The organism is Leifsonia shinshuensis, assembly GCF_014217625.1.
Classification (GTDB): domain Bacteria; phylum Actinomycetota; class Actinomycetes; order Actinomycetales; family Microbacteriaceae; genus Leifsonia; species Leifsonia shinshuensis_A.
Window position 1 is genome coordinate 2,482,372 of record NZ_CP043641.1, and the last position, 17,217, is coordinate 2,499,588.

Sequence of the window (17,217 nt, forward strand, 5' to 3'; positions counted from 1 at the left end):
CGCTGAGGCCGGCTCGTGGCACGCCACCCGTTCGGGGGTGAACGCGATGTATGCCCGATCGTCACCAGGGGTTCATGTGCGGAACGGGCGAGAGCGGTTCGATGTCTCCGGAAGCACTTTGCCACGTGTCAGGAGGAGCGATGAACACAACCACCAGACGGGCGACCGGCGCCGTCGTCGCCGGCATCCTCGCGATCGCGGGAGCGATCACGGGCGTCGGCGCAGCCGGCGGCGCGTACGCAGCCGACCAGCATCAGAAGGGCCCCGTCGCGCAGCCGGGCTCCTGCCAGCTCGCCAACGGCGTGAAGCACGTCGTCCAGATCCAGTTCGACAACCTCGACAACCTCCGCACTGCCGCGAACGTCCCCAGCGACCTCGAGCAGATGCCGAACCTCACGAAGTTCCTGGAGACCAACGGCGTGCTCCTCACGAACACCCACGACGTGCTGTCGCACACGGCGACGAACTTCGTCGCGAACCAGACCGGCCTCTACCCCGACCGCAACGCCATCACGCAGTCGAACAGCTTCAGCTACTACGACCAGGCCGGCGCGACCCACACCGGCCTCTCCTTCTCGTACTGGACCGACAAGCTCACCGACCCGAGCGGCACCCCGGCCGACACGAACTACTCCGTGCAGTACGCGGCCGACCGTGCGAAGGTCCCGAACACGACCGACGTCAACGCCCCGGCGCCGTGGGTGCCGTACACCCGCGCGGGCTGCAACGTCGGTGAAGTCGGGATGTCGAACACCGTCCTGGAGAACACCACCACCGACATCCAGACCGTCTTCGGCGCCGACTCCGCCCAGGCCGCCGAGGCCACAGCGAACCCCGCCAAGGCGACGGCCGACGTCGTGGGGCTCGCCGTGCACTGCGCGAACGGCGCCTCGCTGTGCGCGTCCGGCCAGTCCGACGCGCTCCCGGACGAGCCGGGAGGGTACGCGGGCTACAAAGCGCTCTTCGGCAACGCGCAGATCCAGCCGGCCGTCAGCCCGGCCGGGCCGATCCGGGCGCTGAACGGCTCGGTCATCGCCGACCCGAACGGCAACGCCGGCTTCCCCGGCTTCGACGCGCAGACGCCGACGAACTCGCTCGGTTACGCCGCGAACCTCCTCGAGCACGGGGTCCAGGTCGCGAACGTCTACGTCTCCGACGCCCACACCGACCACACCGCAGCCAACACCGGCGACCTCGGCCCGGGCGAGCCGACCTACACCCAGCAGCTGCACGATTACGACCAGGCATTCGGCCAGTTCTTCGCCCGCCTCGCCTCCGACGGGATCACCACGGCCAACACCGAGTTCGTCGTGACGACCGACGAGGGCGACCACTTCTCCGGAAGCGCGCCGACCCCCGCGAACTGCACGGGAGCGGCGGACAACCCGTGCTCCTACGCGACCAAGTCCGAGGTCAACGTGAATCTGCCCGGCCTGCTCGCGACGCAGAAGAACGACACGACGCCCTTCGCCATCCACAGCGACCCCGCGCCTGCGCTCTGGATCACCGGGAACCCCGCGCCGACGGACCCGAAGGCGCGTCAACTCGCTCGCGACCTGGCAGGGCTCTCCGTCACCAACCCGCTCACGGGAGGCACCGACCAGGTCGCAGCCCAGCTGGCCGACCCGGTGGAGGAGAAGATCCTGCACTTCGTGAGCTCCGATCCCGCCCGCACACCCTCGCTCACCGCGTTCTCGGGCGAGGACGACTACATCACCTCCGGCGCCCAGAACTGCACGAAGGCCTGCGTGTACACCTCCTCCCGGTTCGCGTACAACCACGGGGGCCTCCTTCCGGACATGCAGGACATCTGGGCGGGGTACGCCGGTCCCGGGATCTCGGCGCGCGGCGTCGACAGCACGACCTGGACGGATCAGGTCGACATGCGGCCGACCGTGCTCGCCCTGACCGGGCTCCAGGACGACTACCCCGGCGACGGGCGGGTGCTGACCGAGATCGCGGCGACCTCCGCCCTCCCGACCGAGCTCCGCGGCCACCACGAGACGGTGCTGCGCCTGGGCCAGGTGTACAAGCAGATCCTCGCGACGAACGGGCAGTTCGCCGCGGACACGCTGACGGCCTCCACGAAGGCGCTCGCGAGCGGCACGGCGACGGACGACAGCACGTACACCCGGATCGAATCCGGCCTCGTCCAGCTCGACGCGCGCCGGGATGCGCTCGCCGATGCCATCCGCGCCCAACTGCTGGGCGCCGCCTTCGATCACCGCTCCATCGACGAGAACCAGGGGAAGGACCAGCTCGCCGCGGCCGCCCGTCTGCTCTCCGACGCCGAGGCCCTGGCCGGCTAGCCCCGGTACGCCGGCGACCGTGCGGCTTCACCCGCGGGTGAGGCCGCACGGTCGCGTCCACGATCGGTTGACAGTTTGAGTTCTAACTATTAGAGTTCTAACTATGACATCGAAGACCGAGCGGCTGACTGAGCTCGTCCGCGCCGTCGCCTTCGCGGGGCGCGCCGCGGCCGAGGAGTGGGTGCGCGACAGCGGGCTCACCCGTCAGCAGGCCTTCACGCTCGGCTACCTTGAGCAGAACCAGGATCGCGATGTGATCGCCCGCGAACTGGCCGAGATGTCCGGCACCACCGCCGCCAGCGTCACCAGCCTCCTGCAGGGGCTGGAGGAGCGCGGCTACGTCACCCGCACCTCGTCCCCCACCGACGCCCGCATCAAGGTCGTCCGCGTCACCCCCGAGGGTGCGCGGGTCGTCGCGGGCTTCGACGAGTCGATGGCCGCCGAGCAGCGGAAGCTGTTCGCCTCCCTCGACGAGCACGAGCAGGATCGGCTCATCGCCCTGCTTGAGAAGGTCACCGCCGACGACGCCTCGGCCGCCTGGCCTCCCGGCAGCGGCCCGCGCACGCGTCGCTGACCACCCCTCCCACTTCACTCACTCAGAAAGCCGTTCCCGGAACGGAGGTACCGTCATGTCCTCGAACCGCAACTACCTCGCCTCTGCGCCCATCTGGCGCTCCCTGGTGCACCTCTGCGTGCCCATGATCGCCGGCTTCTCGATCGGCAGCGTCTACAACATCATCAACGCCGGCTTCGTCGGCTCCCTGCACTCCACCCCGCTGCTGGCAGCCCTCACCTTCTCCCTCCCGGTCTTCGCACTGCTGATGGCGGTCGGCGGGGTGTTCGGCGTCGGCGGCGGCACTTATGTGTCCCGGCTGCTCGGGTCGCAGGACCAGGAGGGCGCGGACACCGCGGCCGCCGCCGAACGGATCAAGCAGGTCTCGTCGTTCACGCTGTGGGGCTCGCTCATCGCCGGCGCCGTCATCGGCGTGCTGGGGCTGATCTTCGCGACGCCGCTCGCCGTCGCGGTCGGCGCGTCCGGCGCGGCCCTCGCCCCGACCGCGCTCTACATCGGCGCCATGTGCGCCTTCACGCCGGTCTACGTCGCCGCCTTCGCGCTCGAACAGCTCGTCCGCTCGGAGGGCGCGGCCGTCGCCTCCATGACCGGGCTCATCGCCTCCACCGTCGCCAACCTCCTGTTCGACGTGCTGTTCATCCTCGTGCTCGGCTGGGGCGTCCTCGGCGCGGGCATCGCGCTCGGGCTCTCCAACCTGGTCACCGTCGGCTACTACGTGTGGTGGCTCACCCGCCGCAGCGAGACCATCTCGCTCGCACTCCGGCACTTCCGCGCCGACCGGACGATGCTCGGCACGGTCTTCGGCGTCGGCGTCTCCGAGCTGCTGATGTCGTCGTTCCTCATCGTGACCACGCTGGTGATGAACTGGATCGCGATCGGCTACGGCGCATCGCTGCTCGCCGCGATGGGCGTCGCCCTGCGGATCTCGCAGCTCCCGGAGATGATCGCCATGGGCGTCTTCATGGGCGCGATCCCGCTGTTCGCCTACGCCTTCGGGGCGCGCGACCACGCACGGCTGAAGTCCGCGATCACCGGCAGCGCGATCGCCATCGCCGGGATCGTCGCGGTCTTCTCCACCATCGTGTTCCTGTTCCGCGACCAGGTGTTCGCGCTGTTCAGCGCGGACCCGTCCGTGATCGCCGACGGCACGCTCATCCTCACCGCGATGCTCGTCTCGACCCTGTTCAACGGGTTCACCGGGCTGATCATCGCGGTCTTCCAGGCCACCGAGCAGATGCGCAACGCGACGATCATGTCGGTGGCGCAGGGCGTGCTGTTCGTCCCGATCGTCCTCGCGGCGAACGCGCTGCTCGGGATGACCGGCGTGATCTGGTCGATGACCGTCACCGAGCTGCTGTGCTTCGTCCTCGGCGCTGTGCTGTTCGCCCGGTCGCGCCGCGCGCTCGCTGCGCCGTCGGCCGAGGCGGCGGAGCAGGCGCTGGAGGCCGTGGCGGTCTGAGCCGCGGGGCCTCCGCTCAGCGGTCGGGGTCGGCCACCAGGTCGACCTCGACCTCGTCGCCGGCTCCGCGGCCGGTGGCCTTGCGGGTCTCGGCGTTGAAGGAGACCAGGTACCGGCCGCCCATCACGCCGATGGTGTTCGTGTAGGTGTAGCCGCCGTCGATCGTGACGATGACCGGGACGCGCTTGCCGCGGCCGAAACCGAGCACGACCTCCTCCGGCACGACGATGCCGACGTTGTTGCCACCCGTCGCTTCCAGGACGGTGCGGAAGACGGTCATCGGACCTCCTGCTGGTCACGGTTCGCGGATGCCGACGATGCTAACCAATACGCCGTCGGGGAATCGACTTTCTGCGGGAATCGGATCACACTTGCGTTAACGCGTACACCTCCGGGAGGTCGCCGCATGGGTTCGCTCATCTACGATTCGACGGTCATCGAATTCGATGATCGCCTGCTCCTGCACCTGCAGATCGTCATCGTCAACAAGCTGCGCCGCCGCGAGAGCTTCGCTATGTCGTGGCGCGACGCCCCGGAGATCGGGGACGGGCGGTCGACCATCTGGCTGGACCCGTCCATCCCGCTCTACTTCAAGTTCTCCGGATCGCGGACTCCGTCGATCAACCGCGACTGGCTGGAGACCCTCGCAGAGTCTGCCGCCAGCGCGACCGGTCTCGTCGTCACCGGCGAGGACGGCCGGTCCGAGGTGTCGGGCCGCGGCGTGGGGTCGCCTCCCGCGGTGCAGCACATGATGGACGGCGCACTGCGCGGCTGACCTCCCCGGCGTCGACGGCTACGCGGCGACGGGGCGACCAGACGGCGGGGACGAGTGTTCGGGACCTCGTCCCCGCCTTCGCCTGCGCCGCGCCGTCTCGCTACTCGCGCAGCGCCAGCCCGTGACCCGGCCTCCGGTCGGGCGTGAGCGTCCCGTCCACCAGCGGCAGCGTTCCCGAGAACACCATCGGCTCCAGCCGGGCGTGGTCGTGGAAGTACTCCAGGTGCCGGAAGTTCCGGGTCGCGCAACCCGCGTGCGCGGCGAGCTGCGGTGCGCAGTGCGCCGAGACAGGGACGCCGTGGGCGGCGGCCAGCCCGCTCAGCTGTAGCCAGCCGCTGTAGCCGCCGCAACGGGTGACGTCGAGCTGGAGGCAGTCCACCGACCCGAGCAGCCCGGCGGCGTCCGCCGGGCGGTAGACGTACTCGCCCGCCGCGATGTCGGCGGCGGCTCCGGCCCGCACCGCGGCCAGCTGGTCGGGGTAGTCCGAGCTCACCGGCTCCTCGAACCAGGTCACGTCGAACGCCCGCATCGCGCGCTCGACCCGCAGCGCCTGGCCGACGCCGTACGCGCCGTTCGCGTCCACGAACAAGCCCACGCCCGGCCCGATCGCACGTCGTGCCACGTCGACCCGATACAGGTCGCGGTCGACGCGCGTTCCCCAGGACTCGCCGATCTTCAGCTTCACCCACCGGCAGCCGTCGCGCGCCCAGCCGGCGAGCTGGTCGCGCAGCCGGTCGTCGTCGTAGGTCGTGAAGCCGCCGCTGCCGTACGCGGGCGCCGAGCCGCGGACCCGGCCGAGGAGGTCGGCGAGCGGCATCCCGAGCGCCCGGGCGCGCGCGTCCCAGAGCGCGACATCGACGGCCGACAGCGCGCACGCCCCGATCCCGGGACGGCCGGCGTTGCGGAGCGCGTGCTCCAGGTCGGCGACGATCGCGCCGAGGTCGGTGAGCGACCTCCCGCGCAGGACCGGCGCCAGCTCGTCGTCGACCACGGTCGCGGCGGCGGCCGAGCTGTACGTGTAGCCGAGGCCGGTCACGCCGCCGGCGCGCAGCAGCACGACGATGAGCGTGGTCGTGTCCCAGGTCGCGGTGCCGTCCGCCTCCGGGGCGTCGGTGGGGATGCGGAGCACGCGGGTCTCCACCTCGTCGATCACCGGGAGGATGCCGTCCAGCTGCCCGGTCATGAGCGCTGCCTGACCCGGTCGGAGGACAGCGCGCGTTCGACGGCCGCGGCCGGGACGCGCTCGGCGGCACGGCCGGGACGGTCCACTCGCACGGCCACGCCGCGGCGCGCACCGAGTCGCAGCGCGAGCACTTCGGCGAGGTGCAGCGGCCGCTGACCCGGGTCGAGCGCGTCGCCGAGCTGCTCCACCTGTGTGCGGCAGCTGAAGCCGTCCGCGATCACGCGCGCCTCCGCGCCCGCCTCGCGGAGGGCCGGCAGCAGTGCGTGCTCGGCGGCCGCGGCCGACACGTCCAGGTGCCCCGCCTCGAAGCCGAAGTTGCCCGCGAGTCCGCAGCAGCCCTCCACCGTCGTGGTCTCGATCCCGGCCGCGTCGAGGATGGCCTGGTCGGCCCCGAAACCGCCGACCGCGTGCTGGTGGCAGTGCGGCTGCACGACCGCGCTGCCGCCGACGTGCGGAGGCGACCACTCCGGAGTCCGCTGCAGCAGCTCGGCGAAGGAGGTCGCGCGCCCGGCGACGACGGCCACGTTCGGGTCGTCGGGCAGCAGCTCGGGAGCGTCGGAGCGGAACACCGCGAGGCAGCTCGGCTCCAGCCCGACCAGCGGCACCCCATCGCCCAGCGCTTCAGCGAGCGCCGCCGCCGTGTGCGCGAGCATCCTGCCGGCGGTCGCGAGCTGGCCGGTCGAGATCCAGGTCAAGCCGCAGCACAGGTGCCCGGGCGGCAGGACGACGCGGTAGCCGGCGTCCTCCAGCACCGTGACCGCCGCGCGCCCGATGGACGGGTGGAAGTTGTCGGTGAAGGTGTCCGGCCAGATCATCACGTCCCCGAGCGGAGCAGGAGGTGCGGGCGGCCGCGCGGCGAACCAGTCGGTGAACCGCTGCGGCGCGAACCGCGGCACCGGCCGGTCCGGCTCCACGCCGCCGAGGCGCTTCGCGACGCGCGAGACGCCCGGGATGCGGGCGAGCCGGTTCACGAGCGACGGGGCGACGCTCGCCATCCTGGCCCAGATCGGCAGCCAGCCCATCGTGTAGTGCGCGGCCGGGCGCAGCCTGCCCTCGTAGTGGTGCGACAGGAACTCCGCCTTGTAGGTCGCCATGTCGACGTTCACCGGGCAGTCGGTCTTGCAGCCCTTGCACGACAGGCACAGATCGAGCGCGTCCTTCACCTCGGTGGAGCGCCAGCCGTCGGCGATCGGGCTCTCGCGATACTGCCCCTCCAGCATCTCGAAGAGGAGCCGCGAGCGGCCGCGGGTGGAGTGCTCCTCCTCGTTCGTGGCGCGGAACGACGGGCACATCACGTTGCCGCTGTGGCTGCGGCAGTTGCCGACGCCGACGCAGCGCAGGGCCGCGCGCTCGAACTGCCCGCGGTCCTTCGGGTACGAGAAGTGCAGCTCGACGTCGACCTTCGGGCCGTAGCCCGCGCCGAGCCGGAGGTTCTCGGTGGGCAGGTACGGGTGCACGACCTTGCCGGGGTTCATCCGGTCGTGCGGGTCGAACAGCGCCTTGAACCGCTCGAACAGCCGGACCACTTCGTCGCCGAACATGATCGGCAGCAGTGCGCCACGCGACTGTCCGTCGCCGTGCTCGCCGGAGAGCGAGCCTCCGTACTGCGCGACCAGTTCGGCGCCGCGGCCGATGAACGCGCGGTAGTGCGCGATCCCCTCCTCGCTCGTGAGGTCGAACGGGATGCGGCAGTGCACGCAGCCCTGGCCGAAGTGACCGTACCGGGAGACGTTCCGGTAGCCGAACTCGTCCAGGAGGTCGCGGAAGTCGCGCAGGTAGTCGCCGAGCCGCTCGGGCGGGACGGCGGCGTCCTCCCAGCCTTCCCAGGTGTCCGGGCGGTCGGGGATCCACGCGGTCGCGCCGAGGCCGGCCTCCCGCACCTCCAGGATCTCCTTCTGGTGCGCCTCGTCGTCGAACTCGCGGTCGTTCGGGACGACGTCCCGCTGCTTCAGCGCGGCGACCATCCGCTGCGCCTTCGCGTCGGACTCGTCCTTGGTGTCGCCGCCGAACTCGCACACCAGCCAGCCCGTGCCGTCCGGGAGCAGGTGCAGGGCCTCCACGTTCTGGCGCTTGGTCTTCTGGTCCTCGACCAGCACCTCGTCGATCCCCTCGATGGTCAGCGGGTCGTGCTCGGCGATGGCCGAGGCGGCGTCGGCGGCGTCCTCGATGCTCGGGAAGCCGAGCACCAGGAAGGTGCGGGTGGGCGGCACCGGCACGAGGTCGAGCTCGGCGCGCAGCACCGTGACGAGGGTCGACTCGGAGCCGACCAGCGCCTTGCCGACGTCGAAGCCGGCCTCCGGCAGCAACGAGTCGAGGTTGTAGCCGGAGACCCGGCGCGGGATGTGCGGGTAGCGCTCGCGGATCAGGTCGCCGTCCTCCTCCGCCAGGTCGCGCATCGCGGTGTAGAGCTCGGCCACCCGGCCGCCCGCGCGCTGGATGCGCTCGAACTCCTCGGTGGACGTCGGGCCTGCCCAGAACCGGTCGCCCGCGTAGGTCAGCACCTCCATCCGGCGCACATTGTCGACCGTCTTGCCGTAGGCCTGCGCGCTGGAGCCGCACGAGTTGTTGCCGATCATCCCGCCGAGCGTGCAGTGCGAGTGCGTCGCCGGCTTCGGCCCGAACTGGAGGCCGTGCGGGGCGAGCACGGCGTTGAGGTCGTCCAGCACGATGCCGGGCTCGACGGTGGCCACGCGCGCGATCGGGTCGACCGAGAGCACCCGGTTGCAGTACTTGCTCCAGTCGATGACGACGCCGTGGTTGGTGCACTCGCCGGCGAGGCTCGTGCCTCCGCCGCGGCTGAAGACCGGGGCGGAGAACTCGCGGCAGACGGCGATGGCCTCGACGGCGGCCTCCACCGTGTGCGGGATGACGACGCCGATCGGCACCTGGCGGTAGTTGGAGGCGTCGGTCGCGTACGCGGCGCGGCTGCCGTCGTCGAACCGCACCTCCCCGTCGACCCGGTCGGCGAGCGCGCCGGCGAGGGTGCGGACATCCACCCCGCCGGAGGTGATGACGCTCGACATCACTCGTCGATCTGCTCGAGGAGCTGCTTGGAGGCGCGGGCGATGTCGTCGTGGTCGTTCTGCGCCGCCCGGCTCTCCAGCGAGATGACCGCGCAGCGGTGGACCTTCGCGAAGTCGCCGTACGGGAAGCTGTACCGGCCCTTCGTCTCCTCGCTCTTCTCGGCGTCCTCGCCGAGATGCCAGAGCGCGTACTGCTCCCAGCCGTGCTTCTCGATGAAGGTGTTCTCGTCGTCCGCGCTCGGAGCGTCCTCACTCCAGTCGTCGCGCTCGTCGCGGACCACCGACCCCTTCCCGACGAGCGAGCGGGCATGGTCGAGGGCTTTCCGGTTGAGCTTGACGGTCATGGTCGTACCTCTCCTGTCGTCCCGACGCCTCTTATCGGATGGAATGCCCCTGGGCCGCGGAGTGCAAGGGGTTGAACGGATTCGGAGGCGGCGGAGCATCGGAATCGTTGGCCAGCCGAAGGCCGGCCGCCGAGCGAGAGGAGCACGCGTGAGCCGCATCGAGACGCTGGAGGGCGCTGTCGTCGTCGTGACGGGCGCCAGTGGAGGGGTCGGCCGCGCCGCCGCCGTCGAGTTCGCGCGGCACGGCGCGAGCGTCGCGCTGCTCGCGCGCGGCGAGGCAGGACTGGAGGCCGCAGCGGGCGAGGTGCGCGACGCCGGCGGCCGGGCGCTCACGGTGCCGGTCGACGTCGCCGACGCGGACGCCGTGGAGGCCGCCGCCGAGCGGGTCGTGAGCGAGTGGGGCCGCATCGACGTGTGGGTGAACTGCGCGTTCTCGTCCGTCTTCGCCGAGATCGGGAAGATCGCGCCGGAGGAGTTCCGCCGGACCACCGAGGTCAGCTACCTCGGCTTCGTCTACGGGACGATGGCCGCGCTGCGCAGGATGCGCCCGGCCGGCCGCGGCACGATCGTGCAGATCGGCTCGGCGCTGGCGTACCGCGGCATCCCGCTGCAGTCCGCGTACTGCGGCGCGAAGCACGCGATCGTCGGCTTCACCGAGTCGGTGCGCGCCGAGCTGATCCACGACAACAGCGACGTCGCCGTCACGATGGTGCACCTGCCCGCGATGAACACGCCGCAGTTCCGCTGGCTGCTGTCGCGCCTGCCGAAGCAGGCGCAGCCGGTGCCGCCGATCTACCAGCCGGAGGTCGCCGCCCGCTCGATCGTCCGCGCGGCGCTGCACCCGCGGCGGGCGTACTGGGTGGGCGCCTCCACGGTGGAGACCATCATCGGCAACCGGATGATCCCCGGCCTCCTCGACCGCTACCTCGGCAGGACCGGGTTCGCGTCCCAGCAGACCGACGAGCCCCGGCCCGCCGGCCAGCCCGCCAATCTGTGGGAGCCGGCGGACCGGGAGGTCGACCACGGAACGCACGGGCCGTTCGACGACCGGGCGAAGCGGACCAGCGCGCAGGCGTGGGCGTCGCGGAACCGGCGCACGCTCGGCGCGGTCGGCGCCGCCCTGGCAGGAGCGGCCCTCGTCACCGCGGGAAGGGCCGCCTCCCGCCGCCGCTGACCGCGCCATCGCCCTCCCGGCAGGGGGCGCAGCACGCCGTCATCGCCCGCGCGAAACGGCGTGTTGCGACCCCTGTGCTGCGTCCAGTGCTTGGTCAGGAGGCCTTCAGGGCGCGCATAGCGCCGCCTCCTAGGGTGGTGGTTCGCGTGGCGGACCCGCGCAAGGCGAGCGGACGGGAGGTGCGGGATGCGCAAGTCGGTCGTCGCGCTCCTCGTCGCGACCCTCCTCGTCGCCGGCGGCCTGTTCGCGGCCTCCCGGCTCGTGGTCGTGCCGTCGATCAGCGCAGCCCCGCCCCCGCCGTGCGCGGACGCTGTGGCGACGACCGTGGCCGGCCGCGCGGTGCCGAAAGGACCGGTCGCCGGATTCTGCGCGCCAGAGCTCGCGATGGCCGCGACGATCCTGTCGGCCGCACGCGACCAGGGTGTCGGATCGTACGGCGAGACGATCGGCGTCATGACCGCGATCGGCGAGTCCGGCCTCCGCAACCTGGACTACGGCGACGCGGCCGGGCCGGACAGCCGCGGTCTGTTCCAGCAGCGCGACAACGGGGCCTGGGGCACCCTCGCCGACCGGATGGACCCGTACACGGCGGCGACGAACTTCTTCCGCAAGCTGGTGCGGCTCCCCGGCTGGCAGTCGATGACGCCGACGGAGGCCGCGCACGCCGTCCAGGTCAACGCGGACCCGGGGTACTACGCGCAGTACTGGGGTGACGCGCAGACGGTCGTGGCGGCGCTGGGCGGCTAGCGGATGTAGGACGCGTCGGGCCCTGTCTCCCCGGTGTTCTCCACGGGCGCGTCCCGCAGCTCGCTGAGCTCCGCCACCGCGCTCTCGATCGCGTCGAGGGCGAGCCGCAGGGGCTCGGCCCAGGCGGCGGGAGCGGCGCCAGCGGCCGTGGCGGCTGAGGCGAGACCCTCGCGCGCTCTGCGGATGGCGTCCTCTGCGGTCTCCAGATTGTCCATGCCGCCATCGTCCCACCGCGGCGGCTGCGCGGGCAGCCTGAGAGTCCTGACAGACGACGCGCCAGGGCCTGGCGCGCGTTCACCTGCGCATCTCCCGTCCCGCCTGGGATACCTCCGACGACACGCCCGGAAGGGCGCGACCGCGGTAACCCCGCATTCATGAACCGTTTGGTTGACCCCCCGATGAGGGGCACAGCAGTGTCTTTTCTGTGACCTCGCTATGAGGTCTCGCGCCTTCTCAGCTCCTCCACTCTCGGGAAAGGTCTCGTCCCATGCCTCGCAACACCCCACGGCGCCAGAAATCCGGTCGGCGCCGCTTCTCCTCCCTCACCCCGCGCCAGCGCGTGCTCGCGGTCACCGCGGCGACCTGTGCGCTCGTCGTCCTCGGCGGCGGCATCGCCACCGCCTCCACCCTCGCCTTCGGCAACCAGCAGGTCGGCGTGAACTACGCCGACGGCGAGCAGATCTCCTCCGACCAGGTGCTCCAGCCGGCCGGGAAGCGCCTGATGACACCGTTCGGCAAGATCATGGGGTCGACCGTCAGCCCCGACGGCCGTTTCCTCGTCGGCACCAGCACCGACCGCTCCGTCGACCTCCAGGTCTTCGACCTCCAGAGCTACAAGCCCGTCGCGGCGGCGGGCACGCTCGCGGCGGCGTCGTTCGCGACCGCGGCCTCCAACGCCGGCTACGGCTCGATGAACTACCTCAAGATCTCCGACGGCACCGTCGGCCAGGAGGGCCCGGTCTTCTCGCCCGACGGCAAGTTCCTGTTCGAGCCGGTCGCGACCGGGATCGTGCGCTACCCGTTCAACGCCGACGGCTCGCTCGGCGCAGGCACGAAGATCGCCATCCCGAACTCGGCCGCCGGCCAGCAGGCCCTCACCGCCGGGATGACGTTCTCGCCCGACGGCTCGACGCTCTACGCGGCGGTCAACGGTCAGAACACGATCGTCGCGATCGACCCGGCCGCCGGCACGATCAAGCAGACCGTGCCGGTCGGCATCGCACCGCGGCAGCTCACGTTCGTCGGGACCAAGCTCTACGTCTCGAACGAGGGCGGCCGCTATGCGCTCCCGGGTGAGACCACGATGGGCTCGTACGGCACGCAGGTCCCCGCCGACACCACCCTCGGCACGTCGACGACCGGCACGGTGAGCGTCATCGACACGGCGAACCCGTCGGACGCCGTCGGCTCCATCCCGGTCGAGCTCCACCCGACGGCCATGCACGTCAGCGGCACCACTCTGTACGTCGTCAACACGAACAGCGACACCGTCTCGGTGATCGACACGCGCTCCAACGCCGTGGTCCAGACGATCGCGACCCAGCCGTGGGCGTCGTCGAAGACCGGATACCAGCCGACCGCCGTCACCCTGCAGGGCGACCACCTCCTGGTCTCCCTCGGGAACGCGAACGCGATCGCCGTCTACAAGGTCGACACGAAGGACCCGCGCGACCCGGCCGCTCTCATCGGGCTTCTGCCGACCGACTACTACCCCGAGAACGTCGCGGCGGTGAAGGGCTCGGTCGTCGTCACGAACACCCGCGGGATCGACGCGCGCGGGCCGGGGATCACCGTCAACAAGGGAGCGGGCGTCCCGGTGGTGACCGGGCACGGCACGCACTCGACCACGGCATCGCTCACCACGTTCGCGCTCCCGAGCGATCAGCAGATCAAGAAGGCGACGGCCCAGGTGTTCGCGCAGAACGGCTGGACCGCGAACTCGCTCAAGCAGGCCCAGGGCGACCAGAGCGACAACGCGGCGACGGCCATCCCGAAGCGTCTGGGAGACCCGTCGGCGATCAAGCACGTGTTCCTGGTCGTCAAGGAGAACCGCGGCTACGACCAGCTGTACGGCGACATGAAGCAGGGAAACGGCGACCCCTCGCTGACCCAGTTCGGCCAGACGGTGACCCCCAACCAGCACGCCCTCGCCTCGCAGTTCGGCCTGTACGACAACACGTACGACATCGGGACGAACTCCGCCGAAGGCCACAACTGGCTCATGCAGGGCGACAACACCGCCTACACCCAGACCAGCGCTGGAGAGTACGTCCGCTCCTACGACACCGAAGAGGACGTGCTCGGCCACCAGCGCAGCGGCTTCCTGTGGAACTCGGTGCAGTCCGCCGGCAAGAGCGCGAAGAACTACGGCGAGTTCGAATACGGCGAGGGCAAGCCGGCCGGCGCGACCTGGCAGCAGTACTACTGCGCAGCGACGAGCGCCATGAACGGCGGCTCGCCCGCCCAGCTGTTCGACCCGTCGATCAAATGGAACGCCGGCTCGGTCATCCCGTCGCTGAACGCGATCTCCGACCCGAACGCCGCGCCCTTCGACCTGGCGGTGCCCGACATCTACCGGTACGAGACCTGGAAGCAGGACTTCGAGAAGAACGGCCCGTCCAACTTCAACATGGTCTGGCTCTCCAGCGACCACACCGGAGGCACGGCGGACCCGAAGGCCCAGGTCGCGGACAACGACCTCGCGCTCGGCAAGATCGTCGACGAGATCTCGCACTCGCAGTACTGGAAGGACTCCGCGATCTTCGTCGCGGAGGACGACAGCCAGGACTCCGCCGACCACGTCGACGGCCACCGCGCGCCCATCCAGGTCATCAGCCCGTACGCCGTGCACGGCAAGACCGTGAGCACGTACTACTCGCAGATCAGCATGGTCCGCACGATCGAGCAGATCCTCGGGGCCCAGCCGCTGAACCAGAAGATCGCCGCGGCGACGCCGATGGTGGACGCGTTCACGAACAAGCCGGACCTGACGCCCTACACCGCGGTGCGCAACCAGGTCCCGCTGACCGAAGGCGTCGCGACCGAGCCCTCCTGCGGCTACGACACCCTCGGCACGACCGGAGCCGCGGCCGACGCGGTGAAGGCCCAGGCCGCGAAGGACACGGCCGTGCCCGCCTCCGAGCAGGCGGTCGCCGCCCAGTGGCAGAAGTGGGCGGGCAAGCAGCACTTCACGGGGACGGCCGGTCACCCGGCCATCCCGGACTACGACAACCCGCTGCTGATGAACCGCTACACCTGGTACCAGACCAAGCACTGGACCTCGCCCTACCCGGGCGACGCGAAGATCTACGGCCCGAACGACGTACCGGGCATCGCGCCGGGGTCGACGAACCACGACGACCAATAACGATCGGTAGCGCGAACGCCCCTGCCCTCGCGGGCAGGGGCGTTCGTCGCGTCCTCCGAGTGCTCGGAGGTCACGGGTTCTCGTAGGTCCCATCGAGCCGGGCGCGCGCGATGACGTGGCCGCTCATCGCGCGCACGACGTCGTCCAGCCCGAACGAGTCGGGGAGGTCGAGCCGGCGATCCACGGCGAACAACTGGAAGACATAGAAGTGCGCCCCGTGCGACGGCACCGGCATCGGTCCGTGCCAGCCGCGGGAGCCGAGCGAGCCGCGGCCGTAGGCGATCCCGGCCGGCGCGCCCTTCCGGGCCAGCGCGCCCTCCGGCAGTCCGCCGAGCGCCGGGTCGATGCCGCGCGCGATCGTATGGAGGGCGGGCTCGGCGCGCGGGGCGTCCGGGTCCTCCACGACGAGCACCAGCTCCTCGGCGGCGACCGGCGGCGCGGTCCACTCGAGCGCGGGAGACAGATCCTGCCCGAACAGCCGGCCGCGGTACTGCTCCGGGATCGGGGCGCCATCGGCGAAGGCCGGGCTGGTCAGCACGAACGACTCCGGGGCCTGCAACCCCTCCCGCAGCCAGACGATCTTGTCGTGCCCGGCGCGCCGATCGCGCAGCGCCCGTCCGATGGGGTTCGGCATGGTGGGAGTGCCTTCCGGAGTGCGAGTGGGTGGATGGTCAGCCTAGAGGACGCACGTCAGAGCGACGCCCAGGCGCCGGGCGTGCTGTCCAGCAGAAGGTCGCCGAGCCCCGCCGCGGCGAACGCGGCCGTGAAGTCGTCGGTGTTCTCGGTGAAGTGCGCCCAGCCCTCGGTGTGCGCGGGGAGCACGCGCGGCCGGCCCAGGAGCTGGGCGGCCTCCGCCGCTTCTGCGCTGGTCAGCGTCAGGTTCCCGTCGACCAGGGGCGTCCTGGCTGCCCCGGCGAACAGGACCGCGACCTCGATCGCGGGAAACCGTCCGGCGATCTCGGCCACGAGGCGCAATGAGGCGTTGTCGCCGGAGAGGTACACCGTAGGCGAGCCGTGCGCCTCCAAAACGAACCCGGTCACCGGGCCGGTGGCCGACTCCGTGCCGTCCGGCCCGTGCTGGGCGGGGACCGCGGTGACGGTGACTCCGCCGATCGCGACGGACTCCCACGGCGCCACGCCGCGGCTCGTCGCGTCGAGGCGGCCCGCGGCGAGCGGTGTGGTCACGACGAGCGGCACCGTCGTCAGATAAGCGCGTCCTCCGCGGTCGAGGTTGTCCGGATGCTGGTCGTGCGAGAGCAGCACCGCGTCGACGGGCCCGAGGTCGCCGGGCCGGACGCGCGCGTCCGTGGTCTTGGTGAGTGTGCGGGAGCCGATCGGGTACTCACCCGCGCTGTCGAACGTGGGGTCGACGGCGAAGCGTGCTCCGCCGTACTCGACGAGGAGGCTGGGGCCGCCGAGGGAGAGGACGCGGGAGGTCGCAGAAGTGGTCACGACTCCATCGTAGGAACGGGTTCAGCCTCCCGGGTCGCCGCCGTCCTCCGCCGTTCGCGCACCAGCCACAGCACGTCACGCCCGAACGACTCCACGAGCAACGCCAGCGCCCCCGCGACGAGCACCGTGTCCAGAATCGGCAGCACCCCCGTGCACGCCACCGCGAGCGCCACCCCCGCGTACGCCGTCACCACCTTGCGCCAGTACCGGTACGGCAACGGCGCCCGCAGCCACGGCAGCAGCCACCCCGCCGCCACGAAGGCGTACCGGAGTCCCCCGATCGCCAGCACCCAGAGCCCGAGCGAGGGCGCCGCGTACACGCCGAGCACCAGCAGCAGGAAGGCGTCCACCTCCATGTCGAACCGCGCGCCGAGTTCGCTCGTGCTGCCGGTGCGACGCGCGACCCATCCGTCGACCGCGTCGAGCGCGAGGGCGGGGATGACCAGTCCGACCAGCAGCGGGACGGGCACCGCCCCGGTGAAGGACGCCACCACCAGCCCGGCGATGACGCCGACCAGGGTCGAGCGCATCGAGGTGACGATGTTGGCCGGGCCGAAGCGTTCCGAGCGGCGGCGCTGGAGGCCGCGGATCAGCAGCGTGTTCGACACCAGGAGGTAGGCGACCGCAGCCGCCCAGCCCGACGCGGGCAGCGGCGTCATCCACCACTCGACCGAGAGCAGTCCGATCAGGAGGACGAGCGCGAGGCCCGCGCCGGCCCAGCCGACCGCTGCGAGTTGAACCCTTTTCACGTGAGCCTCGTGTCTCTGGGGAACGGCACCGTGTGCTGCCGCATCTTGCCTTAACACGCAG

15 protein-coding genes are annotated in these 17,217 nt (G+C 71.1%); 7 read left to right on the forward strand and 8 right to left on the reverse strand.

Going from position 1 to position 17,217, the window contains the following annotated elements; translation table 11 throughout:
* The first annotated feature begins 140 nt into the window (after nucleotides 1–140).
* From F1C12_RS11885 to F1C12_RS11895, 3 genes are all read left to right on the forward strand, one after another.
* Entirely contained in the window at nucleotides 141–2,309 is a 2,169-nt protein-coding gene (locus tag F1C12_RS11885) for a hypothetical protein (RefSeq protein ID WP_185275214.1), read from the forward strand.
* 103 nt (nucleotides 2,310–2,412) lie between these two features.
* Nucleotides 2,413–2,883, forward strand: coding sequence for a MarR family winged helix-turn-helix transcriptional regulator (locus tag F1C12_RS11890; RefSeq protein ID WP_185275215.1), 471 nt, complete (start codon nucleotides 2,413–2,415; stop codon nucleotides 2,881–2,883).
* Between the two features lie 55 nt (nucleotides 2,884–2,938).
* Nucleotides 2,939–4,342, forward strand: a complete 1,404-nt coding sequence (locus tag F1C12_RS11895) for an MATE family efflux transporter (protein ID WP_185275216.1) — start codon at nucleotides 2,939–2,941, stop codon at nucleotides 4,340–4,342.
* A 16-nt stretch (nucleotides 4,343–4,358) separates the two neighbouring features.
* On the opposite strand, the gene F1C12_RS11900 is transcribed toward F1C12_RS11895, so the two are convergent.
* The gene (locus F1C12_RS11900; protein ID WP_185275217.1) at nucleotides 4,359–4,622 is read right to left on the reverse strand and encodes a DUF1905 domain-containing protein; all 264 of its coding nucleotides are present in this window, start codon (nucleotides 4,620–4,622) and stop codon (nucleotides 4,359–4,361) included.
* Between the two features lie 126 nt (nucleotides 4,623–4,748).
* Between F1C12_RS11900 and F1C12_RS11905 the strand changes: the two genes are divergently transcribed.
* Entirely contained in the window at nucleotides 4,749–5,117 is a 369-nt protein-coding gene (locus F1C12_RS11905) for a DUF7882 family protein (RefSeq protein ID WP_258045864.1), read from the forward strand.
* 100 nt (nucleotides 5,118–5,217) lie between these two features.
* Here F1C12_RS11905 and F1C12_RS11910 read toward each other — a convergent pair whose 3' ends face one another.
* The 3 genes from F1C12_RS11910 to F1C12_RS11920 are packed head-to-tail and all read right to left on the reverse strand — an operon-like array spanning nucleotide 5,218 to nucleotide 9,667.
* On the reverse strand, nucleotides 5,218–6,300 hold the full coding sequence (locus F1C12_RS11910) for an enolase C-terminal domain-like protein (protein ID WP_185275218.1): 1,083 nt from the start codon (nucleotides 6,298–6,300) through the stop codon (nucleotides 5,218–5,220).
* A complete protein-coding gene (locus F1C12_RS11915; RefSeq protein ID WP_185275219.1) occupies nucleotides 6,297–9,323 on the reverse strand; it encodes an FAD-binding and (Fe-S)-binding domain-containing protein in 3,027 nt (1,008 codons plus the stop codon). Before F1C12_RS11915 ends, F1C12_RS11910 begins: the two co-directional genes overlap by 4 nt.
* Entirely contained in the window at nucleotides 9,323–9,667 is a 345-nt protein-coding gene (locus F1C12_RS11920) for a hypothetical protein (RefSeq protein WP_185275220.1), read from the reverse strand. The genes F1C12_RS11915 and F1C12_RS11920 overlap by 1 nt, the downstream gene beginning before the upstream one ends.
* A 148-nt stretch (nucleotides 9,668–9,815) precedes the next feature.
* On the opposite strand from F1C12_RS11920, the gene F1C12_RS11925 reads away from it, so the two are divergent.
* Both F1C12_RS11925 and F1C12_RS11930 read left to right on the forward strand, forming a co-directional pair.
* Nucleotides 9,816–10,841 carry an SDR family oxidoreductase gene (locus tag F1C12_RS11925; RefSeq protein ID WP_258045865.1) on the forward strand — a complete coding sequence of 342 codons (1,026 nt, stop codon included), beginning with the start codon at nucleotides 9,816–9,818 and terminating at the stop codon, nucleotides 10,839–10,841.
* A gap of 186 nt (nucleotides 10,842–11,027) precedes the next feature.
* A complete protein-coding gene (locus F1C12_RS11930) occupies nucleotides 11,028–11,588 on the forward strand; it encodes a hypothetical protein (RefSeq protein WP_185275222.1) in 561 nt (186 codons plus the stop codon).
* On the opposite strand, the gene F1C12_RS11935 is transcribed toward F1C12_RS11930, so the two are convergent.
* Nucleotides 11,585–11,803, reverse strand: coding sequence for a hypothetical protein (locus tag F1C12_RS11935; protein WP_185275223.1), 219 nt, complete (start codon nucleotides 11,801–11,803; stop codon nucleotides 11,585–11,587). The genes F1C12_RS11930 and F1C12_RS11935 overlap by 4 nt on opposite strands.
* A 272-nt stretch (nucleotides 11,804–12,075) precedes the next feature.
* On the opposite strand from F1C12_RS11935, the gene F1C12_RS11940 reads away from it, so the two are divergent.
* Nucleotides 12,076–14,955: a bifunctional YncE family protein/alkaline phosphatase family protein gene (locus tag F1C12_RS11940; protein WP_185275224.1), complete on the forward strand. Its 2,880-nt coding sequence runs from the start codon at nucleotides 12,076–12,078 to the stop codon at nucleotides 14,953–14,955.
* Between the two features lie 70 nt (nucleotides 14,956–15,025).
* Here the strand turns inward: F1C12_RS11940 and F1C12_RS11945 are convergent, their stop codons facing one another.
* Genes F1C12_RS11945 through F1C12_RS11955 form a run of 3 tightly spaced genes read right to left on the reverse strand, consistent with a single transcriptional unit; the run spans nucleotide 15,026 to nucleotide 17,156 of the window.
* Nucleotides 15,026–15,589, reverse strand: a complete 564-nt coding sequence (locus tag F1C12_RS11945; protein WP_185275225.1) for a YbhB/YbcL family Raf kinase inhibitor-like protein — start codon at nucleotides 15,587–15,589, stop codon at nucleotides 15,026–15,028.
* Between the two features lie 56 nt (nucleotides 15,590–15,645).
* Nucleotides 15,646–16,407, reverse strand: a complete 762-nt coding sequence (locus F1C12_RS11950; protein ID WP_185275226.1) for an MBL fold metallo-hydrolase — start codon at nucleotides 16,405–16,407, stop codon at nucleotides 15,646–15,648.
* On the reverse strand, nucleotides 16,404–17,156 hold the full coding sequence (locus F1C12_RS11955; RefSeq protein ID WP_258045866.1) for a CDP-alcohol phosphatidyltransferase family protein: 753 nt from the start codon (nucleotides 17,154–17,156) through the stop codon (nucleotides 16,404–16,406). The genes F1C12_RS11950 and F1C12_RS11955 overlap by 4 nt, the downstream gene beginning before the upstream one ends.
* Nucleotides 17,157–17,217 lie beyond the last annotated feature (61 nt).